The sequence below is a fragment of the Roseovarius sp. TE539 genome (assembly GCF_003298505.1).
Taxonomy (GTDB): domain Bacteria; phylum Pseudomonadota; class Alphaproteobacteria; order Rhodobacterales; family Rhodobacteraceae; genus Roseovarius.
The window spans coordinates 15,532-34,455 of sequence record NZ_QNGB01000003.1 but is presented as its reverse complement, the minus strand read 5'-3'; the positions used below and the strand labels follow the sequence as shown (position 1 = coordinate 34,455).

Annotated in this window: 16 protein-coding genes; 12 read left to right on the top strand and 4 right to left on the bottom strand. The window is 67.0% G+C overall.

The window, feature by feature from the left end:
* Positions 1 to 87: 87 nt before the first annotated feature.
* Complete coding sequence (locus DQW77_RS02615) at positions 88 to 1,836, bottom strand: hydantoinase B/oxoprolinase family protein (protein ID WP_113256639.1); 1,749 nt, start codon at positions 1,834 to 1,836, stop codon at positions 88 to 90.
* Positions 1,833 to 3,890: a hydantoinase/oxoprolinase family protein gene (locus tag DQW77_RS02610; RefSeq protein WP_113256638.1), complete on the bottom strand. Its 2,058-nt coding sequence runs from the start codon at positions 3,888 to 3,890 to the stop codon at positions 1,833 to 1,835. Before DQW77_RS02610 ends, DQW77_RS02615 begins: the two co-directional genes overlap by 4 nt.
* A 179-nt stretch (positions 3,891 to 4,069) precedes the next feature.
* On the opposite strand from DQW77_RS02610, the gene DQW77_RS02605 reads away from it, so the two are divergent.
* The 12 genes from DQW77_RS02605 (at position 4,070) to DQW77_RS02550 (ending at position 17,573) form a co-directional block, all read left to right on the top strand.
* Complete coding sequence (locus DQW77_RS02605; RefSeq protein WP_113256637.1) at positions 4,070 to 4,648, top strand: hypothetical protein; 579 nt, start codon at positions 4,070 to 4,072, stop codon at positions 4,646 to 4,648.
* Between the two features lie 181 nt (positions 4,649 to 4,829).
* Positions 4,830 to 6,215: a hypothetical protein gene (locus DQW77_RS02600; RefSeq protein WP_258523646.1), complete on the top strand. Its 1,386-nt coding sequence runs from the start codon at positions 4,830 to 4,832 to the stop codon at positions 6,213 to 6,215.
* Positions 6,216 to 6,315: 100 nt separating this feature from the next.
* Positions 6,316 to 7,611: an ABC transporter substrate-binding protein gene (locus DQW77_RS02595; protein WP_113256635.1), complete on the top strand. Its 1,296-nt coding sequence runs from the start codon at positions 6,316 to 6,318 to the stop codon at positions 7,609 to 7,611.
* 88 nt (positions 7,612 to 7,699) lie between these two features.
* On the top strand, positions 7,700 to 8,626 hold the full coding sequence (locus DQW77_RS02590) for a branched-chain amino acid ABC transporter permease (RefSeq protein WP_113256634.1): 927 nt from the start codon (positions 7,700 to 7,702) through the stop codon (positions 8,624 to 8,626).
* Positions 8,623 to 9,567 carry a branched-chain amino acid ABC transporter permease gene (locus tag DQW77_RS02585; RefSeq protein ID WP_113256633.1) on the top strand — a complete coding sequence of 315 codons (945 nt, stop codon included), beginning with the start codon at positions 8,623 to 8,625 and terminating at the stop codon, positions 9,565 to 9,567. Before DQW77_RS02590 ends, DQW77_RS02585 begins: the two co-directional genes overlap by 4 nt.
* A complete protein-coding gene (locus DQW77_RS02580) occupies positions 9,564 to 10,271 on the top strand; it encodes an ABC transporter ATP-binding protein (RefSeq protein WP_113256632.1) in 708 nt (235 codons plus the stop codon). Before DQW77_RS02585 ends, DQW77_RS02580 begins: the two co-directional genes overlap by 4 nt.
* Complete coding sequence (locus DQW77_RS02575; RefSeq protein ID WP_113256631.1) at positions 10,271 to 10,966, top strand: ABC transporter ATP-binding protein; 696 nt, start codon at positions 10,271 to 10,273, stop codon at positions 10,964 to 10,966. The genes DQW77_RS02580 and DQW77_RS02575 overlap by 1 nt, the downstream gene beginning before the upstream one ends.
* Before the next feature lie 177 nt (positions 10,967 to 11,143).
* Positions 11,144 to 12,007: a xanthine dehydrogenase family protein subunit M gene (locus DQW77_RS02570; protein WP_220124940.1), complete on the top strand. Its 864-nt coding sequence runs from the start codon at positions 11,144 to 11,146 to the stop codon at positions 12,005 to 12,007.
* A complete protein-coding gene (locus DQW77_RS02565) occupies positions 12,004 to 14,697 on the top strand; it encodes a molybdopterin cofactor-binding domain-containing protein (protein ID WP_113256630.1) in 2,694 nt (897 codons plus the stop codon). The genes DQW77_RS02570 and DQW77_RS02565 overlap by 4 nt, the downstream gene beginning before the upstream one ends.
* Positions 14,694 to 16,157 (top strand): 6-hydroxynicotinate reductase, encoded by a 1,464-nt coding sequence (locus DQW77_RS02560; protein WP_113256629.1) that lies wholly within the window; start codon positions 14,694 to 14,696, stop codon positions 16,155 to 16,157. The genes DQW77_RS02565 and DQW77_RS02560 overlap by 4 nt, the downstream gene beginning before the upstream one ends.
* The gene (locus DQW77_RS02555) at positions 16,154 to 16,999 is read left to right on the top strand and encodes a UPF0280 family protein (protein WP_113256628.1); all 846 of its coding nucleotides are present in this window, start codon (positions 16,154 to 16,156) and stop codon (positions 16,997 to 16,999) included. The genes DQW77_RS02560 and DQW77_RS02555 overlap by 4 nt, the downstream gene beginning before the upstream one ends.
* Entirely contained in the window at positions 16,992 to 17,573 is a 582-nt protein-coding gene (locus DQW77_RS02550) for an amino acid synthesis family protein (protein WP_113256627.1), read from the top strand. Before DQW77_RS02555 ends, DQW77_RS02550 begins: the two co-directional genes overlap by 8 nt.
* 42 nt (positions 17,574 to 17,615) lie before the next feature.
* On the opposite strand, the gene DQW77_RS02545 is transcribed toward DQW77_RS02550, so the two are convergent.
* A complete protein-coding gene (locus tag DQW77_RS02545) occupies positions 17,616 to 18,503 on the bottom strand; it encodes a DMT family transporter (protein ID WP_113256626.1) in 888 nt (295 codons plus the stop codon).
* Between the two features lie 74 nt (positions 18,504 to 18,577).
* The gene (locus tag DQW77_RS02540) at positions 18,578 to 18,865 is read right to left on the bottom strand and encodes an HU family DNA-binding protein (protein WP_113256625.1); all 288 of its coding nucleotides are present in this window, start codon (positions 18,863 to 18,865) and stop codon (positions 18,578 to 18,580) included.
* Between the last annotated feature and the right edge of the window lie 59 nt (positions 18,866 to 18,924).

The window sequence follows — 18,924 nt, the reverse complement described above, 5'->3', positions numbered from 1 at the left end:
ATACGCCCCACCGGATAACCTAGCACGCCGGACACAGGGCCGGAAGCCACGCGCCCTCCGCATGACCAAATTGCCACGCCGCCCGCCTCAGGCTTCGCCATCGCGCAACGCCTCGGTCGCGGCGCGGTCCACCTCCTGCTCCGCGCCGGGCTGCAGGACAACGCGGAAAAGCGCGCGCGCCTCGTCGGTGCCGTAGCGGCCAAGCCGCACATCGCGGGCCACCAGTTCGGGATCGCGGGCAAACGGATTGCCATAGCCGCCTCCGCCCGGCGTCGCGACCCGTACCCTGTCGCCGGGCGCGATCGGAATGTCCTGCTCCTTGGACAGGTGCGCGGGCGTGTAGGGGGCACCGCCGCGGATCACCGTCACCTCGTTCACCGCCCCGTCGGCACCGCCCAGCACACCCTGAGGCCCGGTGCGCCCGTGATCCATCACGAAGCTCGCCAGCGCATGACCGCGGCGCAGTTCCACCTCGTATTCAAGCCCGAACCCGCCGCGATACCGACCCGCGCCGCCCGATCCCTCGCGCAGCGCGTAGCGGTGGTAGAGCACCGGGAACGCCTGTTCCATTATCTCCACCGGCGGGGCCTTGGAGATGCCGATGGTGGAACACCCGTTGCTGAGCCCGTCGCCACCCGCGTTGCCGCCATAACCACCGCCAGATAGCTGATACATGACGAAATCGCGGGTCCGTTCCGGGTCGTGTCCGCCAAGGGCGAAGTTTCCGCTCGTTCCCGCGGGCGCGGCTGTGACGCGATCGGGCAGCGCCTCCACCAGGGCCACGAAGACCGCCTCGGCGATGCGCTGTGACACTTCGGCGGCGCAGCCCGAAACCGGGCGCGGATACTGCGCGTCGAGGAAGGTGCCCTCGATCCCGGTCACGCCCAATGGCTCGAACGCGCCGGCGCTGATCGGCACCTCGGGAAAGATATGACGCATGGCAAGGTAGACCGAGCTGAGCGTGGTGGCCCGGACCGAGTTCATGGGGCCTGCGCAGGGCGGGCTGGAGCCGGTGAAATCGAACTCCAGGTCCTCGCCCGCGCGGCTGACCGAAAGGCGGATCTCCAGTGGTTCGTTGACCACCCCGTCGCTGTCGATCCAGGCCGAGGCGCGGTGCGGCCCCTCCGGGATTCGCGCGATGAAACTGCGCATCTGTGCCGCCGCGCGACGGCGCAGTTCACCGATCGCCTCGGTCACGGTGTCATCGCCGTAGCGGTCGAGCAGCGCATCAAGCCGCGCCGCCCCCATCTCCAGCGCCGCCGCCTGCGCCTTGACGTCGCCGATGCGCTGATCCGCGACGCGGATGTTGGAACAGATGATCGCGTAGATCTCGGCATCCATCTCGCCGCGCTTGAAAAGTTTCACCGGCGGCAGGCGCAGCCCCTCCTGCTCCACCGCGGTGGCGGACGCGGAAAAGCCCCCGGGCACCGCGCCACCGGTATCCGGCCAGTGCCCGGTATTGCTGAGCCAGCACCAAAGCCTGTCGCCACGGTAGAAGGGCCGGGCAAAACGCACATCCATGAGGTGTGTGCCCCCCAGATAGGGATCGTTGACGATATAAATGTCCCCCGGCTCGGGCGGCCCGGCGCGGCCCGCGGCAATCATCCCGATCAGGGCGCGGGTGGAATATTGCATCGTGCCGACGAACACCGGCAATCCCCCTGCGCCCTGCGCGATCAGTGCCCCGTCGGCGGCATCATAGATTCCGTCGGAACGGTCGTTCGCCTCGGCGATCACGGGCGAGAAGGCGGCGCGGGAGAAGCTGAGATCCATCTCGTCGCAGACCTGCGCCAGACCGGCCTGGATGACGGAAAGGGTGATCGGATCAAGGCTCATGGTGCGTCTCCGACATGCACGATGATGTCGCCCTGCGGCGTCCCCTCGGCGCGGTCTCGGGGCGGAACCAGCAGCGTGGTGTCCATCTGTTCGATGATCGCCGGACCGTGCAGGTCGAAATCCAGCGGCAGGTGATCGCGCCAGTAGACGGGCGTGTCGTACCAGCCATCGCCGAACCGCACCCGCCGCCGGCCGGTCAGTGCGGCATCGAGGCTTGCCCCGCGACCGGCCGGATCAATCAGCGTCGAGAGGTCGAGCGGCGGGCGCGCCCCGATGACCGAGGTGTTGACGTTGACCACGATCGCGCCGATCCCGTCCAGCGCCACCCGGAAGCGTTTCCAGTAGGCGGCCTCGAAAAGCGATTGCAGGGTCGCGGCGTCCACGTCCGGGCGCTCCAGCTCGACGCGCAGCAGATGCGTCTGCCCGGCATATTGCATATCCACGCTGTAGAGGTGGCGCAACCCCGCGAGGCCCACCGTCTCGGCGGCGATCATGCGCTCGCCCTCGGCGGTCTGCCGGGCAAAGACGCGGGCCAGCGCGCCGGACTCCAGCGCCGCCAGCGGCGTGGTGACGGTGCGCACGAAATCATGCCGCAAATCAGCCACCACACAGCCAAGCGCGTTGGTGATCCCCGGCCGCGCCGGCACCAGCACACGCGGCACCCCCAGTTCCCGCGCCAGCGCCGCGGCGTGCAGGGGGCCGGCACCACCGAAAGCGAACAGCGCGAAATCCCTGGGATCGGCCCCCAGCGACAACGAAACCATGCGGATCGCACCCGCCATCGTGGTATCGGCCAGCCGGATGACCGCCTGTGCCGCCTCGCCCACGCTCACGCCCAGAGGACCGGCCAGACGCTCTTCGAAGACGCGCTCGACATCCGCCAGGTCAACACCGCCGCGCACCGCCAGCTTTCCGGGGTCCAGGCGCCCCAGTAGCAGGTTGGCGTCCGAAATAGTCGGATCTGTTCCGCCGCGTCCGTAACAGATCGGGCCCGGATCAGCGCCGGCGCTCTGCGGTCCGACCTCCAGCAGCCCGGCATCATTCACCCGCGCGATCGACCCGCCGCCGGCCCCCACGGTCCGCACATCCACCATCGGCACATGGATCGGCATGGCATATTCGATCTCGATCTCGCTCGAAACCGCCGGCTCGGCCCCGCGCACCAGTGCCACATCGGTCGAGGTTCCGCCCATGTCATAGGTGATCAGATCGTCGAGCCCCGCCGCGCGGCCGGTATAAGCCGCCGCCATGACTCCCGAGGCGGGCCCCGACATCACCGTCTTGGCCGCTTCCGATGTCACCAGCCGCGACGACACCATGCCGCCATTGCCGTTCATCACCAACACGTCGCCGCGATAGCCGCCCTCGGCCAGTTCCCCGGTCAGACGTCGCAGATACCGCGCGAGGATCGGCTGGACCGCGGCATTCACCGCCGCCGTCACGCCACGTTCGAACTCGCGCGATTCCGACAGGATGGCATGGCCGGTGGTGATGTGATCGTTGGGCCAGAACCCAGTCAGGAGCTCGGCGGCGCGGAGTTCGTGGGCGGGGTTTGCATAAGCATGAAGGAAATGCACCACAACGGCCTCGCACCCCGCGTCCAGCAGGCGCCGGCCCGCCGCCACCACCGCGCTCTCGTCCAGCGACGTCACGACAGTGCCGGCGGCATCCACACGTTCGGATACTTCGAGGCGCAGGTCACGCGGTATGATCGGCGAAAACTCCCCGAACATGCCATAGGGTTGCGGACGGGTGCGCCGGCCGAGTTCAAGAATGTCGCGAAACCCGGCGGTGGTTATCAGGCCGGTGCGGCTGAGCTTGCGTTCGAGCACCGCGTTTGTCGTTGTGGTGGTGCCATGCACCACGAGGCCAAGCGCCTCCAGATCGGATCCGGCCGACCGCAGCGCGTCCATCACGCCGTAAGCCTGGTTTTCCCAGGTTGTGGGAACCTTGGCGAGGCGGACCGCTCCGCTTGCCGGGTCGAACTGCACCAGGTCGGTGAAGGTCCCCCCCACATCAATGCCCGCAACCAGCCCCGAAGCCATCTTCGTCATGCGTGCCCGTTCCTTCCCGCGTTTCAGGATCGAGACTTGGCGAGGCCCGCCCGAAAGTCAACGCGCCTTTGCCGTCGGCATCAGCGTGTCCGTCCCGGCGTTGATTTGCGTCAAGGCGATTGCCGTCCGTCAGGTTTACCATCAATGTTCCATGCAGCGCCCGACGCGAGGAGGCCACCTTGACCAACCCCGATCATGAAGACCACAAGACCACGGTCATCGACATCCCGGAAGCGGTCGGCGTTTTCGACAGTGCCGAGGATCTTCAGGCGGCTCTCTACGATCTCAGGATGGTTGGAATTCATCATTCCGACATCAGCCTCCTTGCGGGCGAAAAGGCCCTGGAGGAGAAACTGGGCAAGGCCTACTGGCGCTCTGCCGACCTCGAAGACGACCCGAACGCGCCGCGGGCCCATTTCGTCTCGGAAGAAGCGGTCGGCGAACTCGAGGGCGCCATCGCCGGGGGATTCTTCTTTCTGGGCTCATACATCGCGATGGCCGCGATGCTCACCCCGGCAAGCACGCTGGCCGCGTCTATTGCGGCCATTGCGATCGGCGGAAGCCCGGCGGCGGTCATCGGAACGCTTCTGGCGCGCCGCGTCGGACAGAGGCACAAGGAGTACTACACCAAGCAGATCGAGCATGGCGGAATCCTCCTGTGGGTGCGTGTCCGCGACCGGGAGCGCGAGGATCTCGCCGTCAAGATCATGAAGGGCCATTCGGGACGCGACGTGCACGTCCATTCATGGAGCGAATGATCCCGAACGGACAAGCCAAGGGCCGCTGTCGCCGCGTGAACCCATCCTTCTGGCGCGGGCCCTGTCAGGACTGGCCTGCGGTCGCGGGGCACGGGGCATCCGGCACGACGCGGGAAATTCCGGTTTCGCCGGCGGTCAAAGCGCGTAAATTCGGACCATGTACCGAACGGGGAGGGGTTTAGTGCGCGCATCCATGATGATCACAGGGCTTGCCACGGCAGTTCCCGGGGCCGCAAATGCCCATGCGTCCGAACAGGGCTTCGTCCTGCTCCTGCCCACCGACATCTACATCACCGCTGGCGTGGCCAGCGTTGCGCTCACTGTTGTCCTGCTGGCGTTCCTGCCAGGGCCCACGGCAGCGGCGCTGTTTCGGGCCCTGCCGTTGTGGTCCGTGAGGCGGGCCCGGTTGCGCCATGTCAGCAGCTGTGCGTCGGCGCTTCTCGTGCTGGCGCTGGTGGCGGCCGGGCTTTACGGATCACGCGATCCGCTGGTCAACCCGCTGCCGCTCACGGTCTGGACTGTGTGGTGGATCGGGCTGGTCACGCTTCAAGGGCTGATCTTCGATCACTGGCGCTGGTCCAACCCCTGGACAGGGCCGGGCGCGGTCCTGTCGCGCATCACCGGAGAGCGCGCGCCGTTCCATTATCCACGGTGGCTGGGCCACGGGCCCGGAATCGCGGGCTTCCTGGCGTTCGCCGCGTTCCTCATGGCCGATCCGGCCCCGACGGACCCGGCACGCCTTGCAACGGTCGTGGGGGGATACTGGCTTTTTTCTCTCGGCGGTCTGGCGCTTTTCGGCCCGCGTTGGCTATTGCGGGCGGAGGCGCTGACAATTCTCATGCGGGCCTATCGGCGCATGGCCGTGATCGGGCGCGCCAACGGACGGATCTCGACGGGCCTTCCGGGCTGGCAGGTGCTGGCGGCACCGCCTGTCACACCGGGACTGGCGCTGTTCATCCTTCTCCTGCTCGGATCCGGCAGCTTCGACGGTCTGAACGAGACGTTCTGGTGGCTCGGGGTGCTGGGCCTCAACCCGCTGGAGTTCCCGGGGCGGTCGGCGGTCGTCGGACCGAATATCCTCGGGCTTGTCGCCGCCAACACGGCGCTGGTGGCGGTCTTTGCGCTGTCGATTGTCGCGGGCCTGCGCATCGCCGGTTCGCGGATGGCGCTCGTGCCGGCGTTTGCCCTTTTCGCACCCTCCATCCTGCCGATCGCCCTGGGCTATCATATCGCGCATTACCTCACCGCCGCCCTGGTGGAGGGGCAATACGTCGCCGCCGCGCTCAACGATCCGCTCAACACCGGCGCCGATCTTCTGGGGATCGGGCATGTTCACGTGACCACGGGATTTCTCAACACGCCCGGGCCGGTGCGCGCGATCTGGCTGTCACAGGCGGGCGCGGTGGTGATCGGGCACATCATCGCAATCCTGCTGGCACATGCGCTGGCCCTGCGCGCCTTCGGCAGCAACCTGCGCGCGGTCCTCAGCCAGGCGCCGCTGGCGGCGTTCATGGTCGCCTATACATTCTTCGGGCTATGGCTTCTGGCTTCGCCGCGCGGGCTGTGACACGCAAAAAACTGGACAAGCGGCGCCAGTCTCCGCACAGTTCCACGCAAGAGGGCTGTGCCAGGGCTCCGCCATTCGTTCAACATGGGAGAAATCCGTCATGACCGAGAATTCCAGCACCAGGACCACCACATCACGCCGCGGCGCGATCCGCACACTGGCCGGCGCCGCCGCCGGCGCGGCAACCATGCCCTTGTGGGCGCGCTACACCCATGCCCAGAGTGCCGAACCGATCCGCATCGGGTTCCAGGTGCACCGCACCGGCATCGGTGCCGCCTACGGACGCTGGTACGACCGGACCACGCAGGCCGCCGTCAAACTGATCAACGAAGGCGGAGGCATCAACGGCCGCCCCGTCGAGATCGTGGCCGAGGATGATGGAACCGATCCCAAGCGCGGCGCCGAGGTGGTCGAGAAATTCGCCAATCAGCATGGCTGCGACATCGGGTTCGGAACCCTTTTCTCACACGTGGTGATCGGCTCCGCTCCGCGCGCTGGAGAGTTGAAACTGCCCTATTTCGTGGTGTCGGAAGGGCATCACGTGGCCTCGGGGATGCTCAACCGCTATACGCTGCAGCCGGGTATCACGGATGTGAAGAGCCAGGTCCAGGCGATGGCGCCCTATGTCACTCAGAACCTGGGCAAGAAAGTCACGATGGTGTTTCCCGATTTCGCCTTCGGCCACGATCACCGCGATTTCTTCACCGAAGCGGTGAAGCGCGAGGGCGGAGAGGTTCTGGCCCATATCGCCATCCCGCCGGCGGAAACATCCTTCACCAAGTACTTTCCGAAAATCCCGCGCGAAACCGAGGTACTCTATCATGTCATGGTCGGGCCTGCCGTTCTGACCTTCGTGAAGGAGCTGGGCGAGTTCTTCGGGCCGCAACGCCCGGAAATGTTCGGCTTCATCGACAGCCTCGAAGCCGTGGCGATGGACAGCCCCGGCCTCGAATACCTGGATGGCACCTATTTCTGGGAAGGCATGCCGCGCCATGTGCAGGCGGACCAGTCGGACCACGACAAGTTCTACCGCGATGCCGTCGGCGTGGACGATCGCGGCGCCTCGGTCAGCGATCCGACCGACATTTCAACCTATGCGCACATGTTCGGCTGCTGGGAAACGCTTCACGTCGTCAAGGAAGCGATGGAAACCGCGGGCTATGCCGGACCGGGCGATCGCGCCGCGCTGGTCGAGGCCGTCGAGGCGATGACCGACATGCCCCACAGCCGCGCCCACCCGCAGGGAGCAAAGGTTTTCAATGGAAAAACCCACCAGGTATTCGGGCACCAGTACATATCCAGGGTCGAGGATGGCAGATTGGTAAAGGTCCACACGACCTCGATCGAGGACACATACTATCCCGACGAGGTGGATTACACCACGCGGGCGCTCTGAATTGGGGATGGCACGGCGAACGCCCTTCGCACGGGGCGATCAAACCGCTCTTTCGCGAAGAAACCGTTACGGAAAGTTCTGAAAACACATGGATTTCGGGCCCTATATCCTTCTCGCCTCGCTGGAAGGGGCGGTGACGGCAGCGGTGCTTGCGCTGACGGCGGTCGGGCTGAGCCTCGTTTTCGGTGTCATGCGCGTGGTCAACATCGCGCATGGCGAGTTCTTCATGCTGGGCGCGGTGATTGCCTGGTGGGTCGCGCAATCCATGGGCGGGCACCCGGCGGTCGGATTCGCCGCCGCACTGGTGATCGCCCCGCTTGCCGTTGCCGCCATCGCCGTCGCCGCGGACATGACCATACTCAAACGTCTGGACTATGACCCGGAACGCACCATCGTCGCCACGATCGGATTGCTTTACATAATCCAGCAGGTCACGCTGATGACCTACGGCCCCGACGCACGCCCTGTGGAAGCACCATTCGACACACGTCTTGCGATACCTTGGATCGAGCGCGGTGAGGGCGGCTGGCAACTCTACTGGCCCTGGGGCCTCGGCACCACCAGTTACAAGCTGGCGGTGATCGGCGCGGCGGGGGCGGTCCTGATCGGCGTTTGGCTTCTGATGTCGCGCACTCGCATCGGGCTGGTGATGCGTGCCACGCAGATGGACCGTGACATGGCGTTGGCCTTCGCCATCCCGGTGGAAAAGGTGTATGCCCTCGTCTTCGGCCTCGGCGCGGGGCTCGCGGCCCTCGGGGCGGTGCTGATCGTGCCGATCCAGCAGGCTCATTACCTGATGGGCGCCGATCCGCTGCTTCTGAGCTTCATCGTGGTGATCATCGGTGGCCTTGGCAGCCTGCCCGGCACGGTCCTGGCAGCCGTGTTTATCGGGCTCAGCGACGGGATCATCTCGGTCTTCTTCTCGCCCACGCTGGCCAAGATCCTGGCGACGCTCCTGGTCGGGATGGTGCTGGTATTCCGCCCGCAAGGGCTGTTCGGATCACGCGCGGCATGAGCGCCGCACGCCGGTCCCTCGCCCTGCATGGCGGACTCATCGCGTTGCTCTTCGCGTTGCAGTTCGTGTTGCCGGACTACCACCACGGCAACCTCGCGCGGATCATGGTACTGGCCAGCTACGCCGTGGGCTACAACATCCTTTTCGGCTATACCGGCCTTCTGAGCCTCGGGCACGCGTTGTTCTTCGCCGCAGGCATGTACGGCATGGGGCTGACCATCCAGCATCTGGGCTTCACGCCGGCCCCTGCACTGGTGGCCGGGCTCGTGACGGGGATCGTCGTGTCGGCGGGGCTGGCGCTGCTGGCGCTGCGCACCTCCGGCGTGGCCTTCATGATCGTGACGCTGATGTTCGCGCAGGCCGGATACCTGACGATCCTCTATTTCGGGGAATACACGCGCGGCGACGAGGGCTTCGTGATCCAGCAGGCCGAACGCGTTCTCTGGGGCATCGACCTGAGCGATCCTACCAACCGCTATTTCGCCGCGCTGATCCTGTTCGCCATCTGCCTCATGACCTGTTTGCACCTGGTGCAACGCCCCTTCGGCAAGACGCTGGTGGCGGTCCGGGAAAACGAGGAGCGGGTGCGCATGCTGGGCTACGACACATTTGCGCACAAGCTCGGCGCGATGATCGTTTCGGGCACCATCTCGGCGGCGGCGGGGGCGGTCTACGGGCTGCTCTTCGGCTACGTCGGCGCCAGTTTCGCAAGTGTGCAATACTCGATCTTTCCCCTGCTCTGGGTACTTCTGGGCGGGGCCGGCACCGTGCTCGGGCCGTTCATCGGTACGCTTTTCATGTTCTACCTGATCGATTTTTCCTCCGGCATCACGACCGCCTACATGCTGATCGCCGGGGTGGCGCTGGTGGTGCTTACGCTGTTCGCGCCGCAGGGCCTGACCGGCGAACTGCGCCGCCGGCTCTGGAGGTGGCTGCCATGACGCTGCTGTCCACGCGGGGATTGTCAAAGCATTTTGCCGGGCTGCGCGCTGTCGAGAACGTGGATTTCGACCTGCCCGAAGGCGAAGTCCGCGCACTCATCGGCCCCAACGGCGCGGGAAAGACCACGCTGGTGGGAATGATCTGCGGGCGGATCACGCCCTCGGCCGGGCGCATCGCCTTCGACCGGGCCGACATCACCGCATTGCCGGCCCACCGTCGCATCCGGCGTGGCATGGCCTACACGTTCCAGATCACCTCGGTCTTCGCGCGCCTGCCCGCCCGCGAGAACGTGGCGCTGGCTGCGCGCCGCCGCCTGCGCGGCGCCGAGGCCGACGCGGTCGTGCACGAGGCGCTTGACCGTGTCGGATTGCTGGACCGGATCGACCAGGAGGCCGGCGATCTGAGCTACGGGCATCAGAGGTTGCTGGAAATCGCCATGGGGCTGGCGCAGGCCCCCCGTCTGCTGATCCTCGACGAGCCCACCCAGGGCCTTTCGGAAAGCGAGATCGCCGGGTTCACCGCATTGCTGCGCGACCTGGCCGGGCGCACGACCGTGCTGCTGATCGAACACAACATGAGCGTGGTGATGGAAACCGCCGACCGCGTGACCGTGCTGGACTACGGCGCAGTGCTGGCCGAGGGCACACCGGCGGAAATCCACGAGAACGCGGCGGTGCAGGCCGCCTATCTGGGGACCGGCTGATGCTCGAGATCGACGCGATCGATGCCGGTTACGGGCGCGCGCAGGTGCTACGGCAGCTTTCCCTGACGGTGCGCAGCGGCGAGATCCTGTGTCTGCTGGGGCGCAACGGCGCGGGCAAGACCACCACCATGAAGGCGGTCATGGGCTTGTTGCCACTGATGGGTGGCAAGGTGACACTGGACGGCACCGAAACCAGCAGCCTGCCCCCCCATGAGGTGCCGCGCACCGGTATCGGCTATATTCCACAGGGCCGGCGCCTGTTTTCCGGGCTGACGGTGGCGCAGAACCTGGAAATCGGAATGCGCGCCCGGCGCAGCCCGCCGCAGACCCGCGAGCAGGTGCTGGAGCTTTTCCCGCGGCTGCGCGAACGGCTGGGTCAGCAGGCCAACACCCTGTCCGGTGGCGAGCAGCAGATGCTCGCCACCGCCCGGGCGCTCTGCCTGCGGCCCAAGGCGCTGTTGCTCGACGAACCGACGGAAGGCTTGCAACCCACGATGATCGAGGCGATCCGGCAGGTGATCGTGAAAATGCGCGAAACCGGCGTGGCAGTGCTTCTGGTCGAACAACGGGTCGATGCTGTCCTTTCGGTGGCCGACCGCGTCGCTTTCATCGAAAACGGACGCAACGGGGAAACCCTGCCCGCCGAGGCATTGCGGGCCGATCACAGCATCGTCGAACGTTATGTCGGGGTGTAACGCCCCGGACTCCGCGTGCGTCGTCCCTTTGGCGGTCACCCCGGAAGCGCCCCGGGCCATGCAGCGCGTGGCATTTCGGCTCTGGAAGGAAACCGGACGGCGCGGGTTGTTGACAGTCATGCACGGGGTGCCGCACCATTCCCCGAAAGCCGGACCGGCCGGTTTCGTTCAGGGAGGATGACCTTGGCCGCATATCACCGGCCCGCCACGATCGAAGAGGCGCTTTCCTGCCTGGACTCTGATCCTGTAACGATCGCGGCAGGCTGCACCGATCTTCTCGCCGCGACCGGGAGCAGAGAGCTCACCGGCAACGTTCTGGATATCACCGGCATCAAGGCGTTGCGCCATGTTCGCAAGGAAGCCGGGGACGTCTTGATCGGGGCCGCCGCCACCTGGTCGGACGTGATCGCCGCGGATCTGCCGCCCTCTTTCGACATGCTCAAGCAGGCGGCCCGCGAGGTCGGCTCAGTGCAGATACAGAACGCGGGCACCGTGGCCGGCAATATCTGCAACGCCTCGCCCGCAGCTGACGGCATGCCATGCCTGCTGGCGATGGATGCCGAGGTGGTGACGCGCTCGGCCGCGGGCGGCCGCGTGCTTGCGCTGGCGGACTTCGTGACCGGCCCCCGCCGCACCGCACTGAGCGCCGGCGAACTGGTTACAGCCATCCGCATTCCCGCCACCGCGACCGGCGGGCGCAGCCGTTTCCTGAAGCTGGGCGCGCGCAGATACCTGGTAATTTCCATCGCCATGGTTGCGGCAAGGCTGGAAATCGTGGACGGCCGCGTGATCCACCCGGCCCTGTCTGTCGGAGCTTGCGGACCGGTCGCCACGCGTCTGGCGACCCTGGAGGAGGCGCTGGAAGGGCAGCCCGCCGATGCCCGCCTTGCAGCGCGGGTGACCTCCGATCTGGTGGCGCCTGACCTGTCGCCGATCGCCGATATCCGCGCCGATGCCCCCTACCGCCTCGAAGCCGCAACCGAGTTGCTGCGCCGTGCGCTTACCGGTCTTGTGGCACCGGAAGCGGAGGCGGCGGCATGAACAAGGCGCTGGACACCCTGACCCTCACCGTGAACGGCACCTCCCGCAGCCTGCCGGCCGCACCGGGGCGGCGCCTTTCGGAAGTGCTGCGCGAGGATCTGGCGCTCAGGGGCACCAAGGTTGGCTGCGATGCGGGCGATTGCGGGGCTTGCACCGTGCTGCTCGACGGCGCGCCGGTTTGCGCCTGCCTGACTCCGGCGGCTCAGGTCGCCGGGCATGCAGTGACCACGGTCGAGGGGCTTGCGGATGGTGCGCTCGGGGCTGCATTCCTGCGTCACGGCGCGGCGCAATGTGGAATCTGCACACCGGGGATGCTGATGGCCGCCGCAGCGCTTCTGGCACGCAACCCTGCCCCGGACCGGGCGGAAACCGAAGAGGCGCTCGGCGGGGTGCTGTGCAGGTGCACCGGGTATGCAGGCATAATAGAGGCTGTGCTTGACGCGGCACCGGGCCCCGCCACGGACCCGCCGGCCGCCGGCCATGCCGTGGGCGCCTGTATAGAACGCATCGACGGTGGCCCGAAGGTAGACGGCACCGAAAGATTCGGGGCCGATCATGCCCCCGACGGCACGCTTCTGGTGCGGGCGCTCCGCGCCCCCTCGGCACCGGCCGCGTTCACGTTCGGGGACATTTCCCGTTGGTGCGCTGCGCAGGCCGGGCCGGTTCACGTCTTTACCGCATCCGACATCCCGGGCGAAAACCGCTACGGCGTGATCCCGCCTTTCGCCGATCAGCCCGCTTTGGCCGAAACCCATGTGCGCCTGCGCGGTGAGGCGGTCGCGCTGATCGCCGGGGAGGCGGCAATCGTCGAAGCGCTGGATCTGTCCACGTTCCCGATCACCTGGAGCGATATGAACGGCAAGGCGCCGGTGCATGCCGACCGTCCCGACGACATACTGATCACCGGCCGCGTGTCACGCGGCGATGCGGCCACCGCGATTGCCGGGTCCGCCCGGGTTGCCGAGGCGACGATGCGGACCCCTTATATCGAGCACGCCTATATCGAACCCGAGGCCGGCGCGGCCTGGATCGAAGACGATACGCTCGTGATCAGGGCCTGCACCCAGGCCCCGGTGATGGACCGCGACGATACCGCCCGCGTGCTGGGGCTGCCGCCCGCGAAAGTGCGGATCATTCCAGCGGCGGCGGGGGGTGGTTTCGGTTCCAAGCTGGATGTCTCGCTGCAGCCGCTGATCGGCCTTGTCGCACTCCGCACGGGACGGCCTGCACGCATGATCTGGTCCCGCGCGGAATCGATGACGGCCAGCACCAAACGCCACCCGGCACGGATGTCCGCACGGGCCGGAATCGATGCCGACGGCCGCCTCACCGGGATGGTCTTCGAGGGGGATTTCGATACCGGCGCCTATGCCAGCTGGGGGCCCACCGTGGCGGGGCGCGTGCCGGTGCATGCATCGGGCCCCTATTTCATGCCCACCTATAACGCCGAGGCCCGCGCGGTCCACAGCCACGGCCCCGTGTCGGGCGCGTTCCGGGGTTTCGGCGTGCCGCAGGCGGCAATCCTGCAGGAAACCCTTTTTGACGATCTGGCGCTGAGCGCGGGACTGGACAGGTTGGCGTTCCGGCAGCTCAATGCCCTCCGGGACGGTCAGGCAACCGTCTGCGGTCAGGAGTTGCAGGGGGTGGGAATCGGCGCCTGCCTCGAGGCGCTGGAAGGCCCCTGGACGGCGGCGCTGGACCGTGCCGAGGCGCGGAACCGTCCGGACGGCCCCCTGCGCCACGGGGTCGGGATCGCCTCGTGCTGGTACGGCTGCGGCAACACCGCGCTGCCGAATCCCTCAACGATCCGGGTGGGGATCACGCCCGACGGGCGGTTGCGCCTGCACCAGGGCGCCACCGATATCGGACAGGGAGCGAACACCGTGATCACCCAGATCTGCGCCGATGCGCTCGGCCTGCCGGTGACGGCGTTCGAACTCGTCGGTCCTGACACCCGTCTCACGCCCGATTGCGGCAAGACCTCCGCCTCGCGGCAGACTTACGTCACCGGCAACGCCGCGCTCGCGGCCGGTCGCGCGCTCAGGGCGCGGATCCTCGCCCTGGCCAATACCGGGCCGGACGCGGAAATCACGCTGGAGGGAGACACGCTCGTGGTGCGCGACGGGCGCACCGAGCGGCGGATCGCGCTTTCGGGCATCGCTGCCGACGCGAACGGCTACGCGCTTGCCGCCGAGGAAAGCTACGATCCGCCGACCACTGCGCTTGATGAAAACGGGCAGGGTGCGCCCTATGCCGTTTACGGTTACGGTGCGCAGATTGCCGAGGTCACCGTCGACATCTCGCTTGGCACAGTGCGCGTCACCCGGATGACCGCCGCCCACGACCTGGGCCGGATCATCAACCCCCTTCTGGCCCGCGGGCAGGTCGAGGGCGGTATCGCGCAGGGCCTTGGCATGGCCCTGATGGAGGAATATGTTCCCGGCCGGACCGAGAACCTGCATGATTACCTCATTCCGACAACCGGGGACATGCCGCGCATCGACACGATCCTGCTGGAAGTGCCGGACCCCGAAGGCCCCATGGGCGCCAAGGGGCTGGGCGAGCATGTACTGATCCCCACCGCGCCGGCAATCCTCAACGCCATCCGCCACGCCGCGGGCGCGCGGATCACGCAGCTTCCGGCACTGCCGCACCGGGTTTTGGCCGCGATCGGCGAGGCGCGGAAATGACCGACCGGACCGACCGCATCCGCGAGGAGAAGATCCGCTGCGATGCGTGCCCGGTGATGTGCTACATTGCCCCCGGCAAGGTCGGCGCCTGTGATCGCTACGGCAACGAGGATGGCCGCATCGTCCGCTGCGACCCGCTGACCATACTGGACCGCAGGGTGCAGGCCGGGGGTGAGGTCCGCCCCTTCCTCAAATCCGAATGGGACGGCCAGATCGTGGGTAACGACGACGTTTTCGTCTCGGGCGTCGGGTCGGGCACCACCTATCCCGATTACAAACCCGCGCCCTTCATCGTCAGCCGCGAGGTCGACGGCGCCGATTTCGTCACCGTGGTGACCGAGGCGATCTTCTCCTACTGCGGGGTCAAGGTGAAGATCGACACCGACCGTCACCTTGGCGAAGAAGCCACGACGGTGCGCTGCGAGGGCGAGGCGATCGGCCATGTCACGACCTCCGAATACGGCTCGCAGATGCTTTCGCTCGGGGGGGTGGAGCACCTCACCGGGGGCACCAAGCCCGAGGGCCGGGTGACCTGTGACGCGCTGCTGCGGCTGTGCAACCGCGAGGCGGTGGAGCTGGCCATCGATGGCGGCGCCAGCGTGATCGTGCAGGCCGGGCAGGCGCCGATCGTCGATGGCCACCGCGAGGAACGCATGCGGGTGGGCTGCGGCTCGGCCACCATCGGGATGTTCGCCGCGCAATGGCACGGGCTCGTGGACGAGGTCGTGGTGGTGGACGATCACATCACCGGCGTGGTCAGCGAACACCAGGCCGGCAAGGTGCTGGACTGGCCCGATACCGGCATACGGATCAAGGGCCGCCGTTCCACCCCGGGGCGCTATTTCCAGGTCGCGCAGCCGGGGCGCGGCTGGGGCGGTACCGATATCGAGGATCCGCTGACCATCCTCAATCCCTGGCTGGCAAAAAAGGGCGCGCGGCCCGGGCTGACGCTGCTGATGGTCTCCACCACCGGTGAGCAATGGGGCTATTACGTGCTCGATGACGATCTGGTGCCGCAGCCCGCGCCGTTGCCCGAGGCGCTGAAACCCTCCGTTGATCTTATCGCCGAGAACTGCGAGCCGGCACTCTGTTCTGTGCTCTTCGCCGCCGGGGCAGGCGGATCGCTGCGCTCCGGCGTGACGCGGAACCCGGTCAAGCTGACCCGGTCGGTCCATGCCGCGGACACGCGCGTCACCTGCGGGGGCGCCCCGGCCTATATCTGGCCCGGCGGCGGCATCACCCTGATGGTGGATGTGACCGGAATGCCCGAAGGCTCGTTCGGATACGTGCCCACCCCGGCACTCGTCGCGCCGCTGGAATTCACCCTGCGACGGGCGGATTACCGAACCTTAGGCGGGCATGACGCGGCAGTGCGGAGCATCGCGGACATCCTTGAACACGGCGGCGAATACGGCACCGATGTGCGCGCCGTGGGACCGCCCGGGGCGCGCGGGGAATGACCGGCCGTGCACAGGCGGTGTGGTTGCCGGACGGCCAGCGACTGCATCTTCATCATGGCCCCATCGACATGATCGTCGGCATCGACGGGCCGGGGCGCCGGGCCGCCTTCGAACGGGCGGTGGAGCGCTTCTCCACACTGCTCGATGAACTGGTGGCCGAACTGCCGCGCCTTCGCTCTGCCCATGGCACCCCGCCACGGGGCGAAACCGCACAGCTCATGCACGAGGCCGTGCGCCCTTTTGCCGATCGCTTCGTCACCCCCATGGCTGCCGTCGCCGGCGCCGGCGCCGACACAATTCTTGCCGCAACCCTGGGCGGTGCCGGTATCGACAAGGCGTATGTGAATAATGGCGGCGACACGGCCTTTTGCCTTCGACCGGGCCGCAGCATCGAGGCCGCCGTCGCCACGAATCCGCCGGCACGGGTGCGCATCGCGCATCATGACCCGGTGCGCGGCATCGCCAGCTCGGGCTGGCAAGGGCGGAGCCATTCCCTTGGCATTGCCGACAACGTGACCGTACTTGCGCGTACCGCGGCGCAGGCCGATGCCGCCGCAACCCTGATCGCCAATGCCGTGGACCTGCCCGGTCACCCGGCCATCATCCGGACCCCGGCAACTGACAGCGCCCCCGACAGCGATCTCGGACGCCGCCGCGTGACCACGCATGTCGGGCCGCTCTCGCCGGCCGAGATATCGCACGCCCTCGCACGCGGCTCTGCCTATGCCCATCACCTGGTATCTCTCGGTCTTGTCTCCGGTGCCGCTCTGATGCTGCAAGGGCAATGCCGCCTAGCCGGGCATCTCCCCCTGATCCACACGAAGGACACAGCCAATGCCTGACTTCACCCTGCGCAAGACTGCCCTGTTCCTTGAGGACATCCACCATGACGGCGGCCCGCCCGCGGATCACCCGCGCCGACGCGCGGCCATCGCGGCGCTGGTGGCCAATCCGTTTGCGGGCAGTTACACCGCCGATCTGCAACCGGCGATGGAGGATCTCAAGCCACTGGGGATGATGATGACGGACCGGCTGATCGAGGCGATGGGGGGCAGCAGGGGAATCGACGGTTATGGAAAGGCCGCGATGGCCGGGGCAGACGGAGAGCTGGAGCATACCGCGCTCTGGCACGTGCCGGGTGGCTACGCGATGCGCGAACGGCTGGGCGCCGCGAAGGCGATCGTCCCTTCGGCGATGAAACAGGGCGGCCCCGGCACCCGCATCGACGTGCCGCTGGGGCATGCCAACGCCGCCTATGTCCGCAGCCATTTCGACGCGATGGAAGTGGGCCTGCCCGACGGTCCGCGCGCGGGCGAGCTCCTCTTCATCCTCGCCATGAGCCGCGGCTGCCGCATCCATGCGCGCATGGGGGGCCTTGCGGCCGAGGAGGTTGCAGGCAAGGACGGTCTGCGCTGAACATCCGGCCGCGCCCGGGCTCTGCCGCTGCGCCCCCGTCCCTCAGCCCCGCATCGCGGCCCGCGCCGCGCGCTGCCGCGACAGTTGCACCGCCAGGATACCCCCCATGATCACGACTACGCCAATCATATCATTCGCGCCAAGCGATTCTCCCAGAAGGACAGCGGCTATGGCCACGCCAAGGAACGGGTTGAGGAAGTGAAACGTCGCCGCCCGCGTCGCCCCGATGCGCTGGACCAGCATGAACCACACCAGCGTGGCCGCCAGACCCGGAACAAGCGTCGTATAGACAAAGGCCGCGACAAGGGGCCAACTCCACGCGATCTCGATCGTCTCGGTCGCAACCGCCACCACGCCCAGCACCGCCGCGCCGACCAGCATCTGCAACCCTACCACCATGAGGAAATTCCCGCCCGAGGTGGCCCCGCGCACCGCCAGCGTCGCGAAGGTCAGCGCGATCACCCCCAGAACGCACAGCCCCAGCCCGTAAAGATCCACGCCACCCTGAAGCCGCGCGCCCATGATGATCACCACGCCCGCTATCCCCGCCACCAGCCCGGCAATCCCCAGCAATGGCAGGCGCTCTCGGAAAAGAGCCCAGCCAGCGAAAGCCACCAGCAATGGCATGGTCGAGGCGATGATCGCCGCAAGAGAGGCCTCGACAGTCTGCATCGCTACGAAGTTCATCCCGAGGTAAAGTGCATTCTGACAGACACCGAAGACGATAGTCGCCCGCCACTGGCCCCGCGTCAGCCGCCACGATTGGCCAAGCGCCCATGCGATCAGCACCCCCAGAAGCCCTGATATCAGGAACCGCAGCGCGAGTGCACTGACCGGCGGGGCCGCCGCCACGATGATCCGTGCCGAGGAAAAGGCACTCGACCACATGACGGCAAAGGCCAGCCCCATCAGGATCGCGCGAATGTCCATCAATCCACTCCCGGAAATTGAAAAAGGGCCGCCCCGCGGAGCGACCCTTCCCGAAACGGGTAAGGAATACAAGTTCAGTCGTTGACGCTGTCCTTGAGGGCCTTGGCGACGGTCACCTTTACCACTTTGTCGGCCTCCTTGCGGATCTGCTCGCCGGTGGCCGGGTTGCGCACCATGCGCTCGGGACGCTCGCGGCAATAGAACTTGCCGACCCCGGGCAGGGTGACGGCCCCGCCGTTGGACACCTCACGGGTGATCACGGAAATGATCGCATCAAGCGCGCCGCCTGCGGATTTCTTGTCGCTTCCCATCTCGTCGGCAAGTGCGGCAACGAGCTGGGTCTTGGTCATCGGTTTCGCCATTTTATGGTCTCCTTAAACTGCCCGAGAATTGGGCCTCACCCATTCATTTTAACGTCATG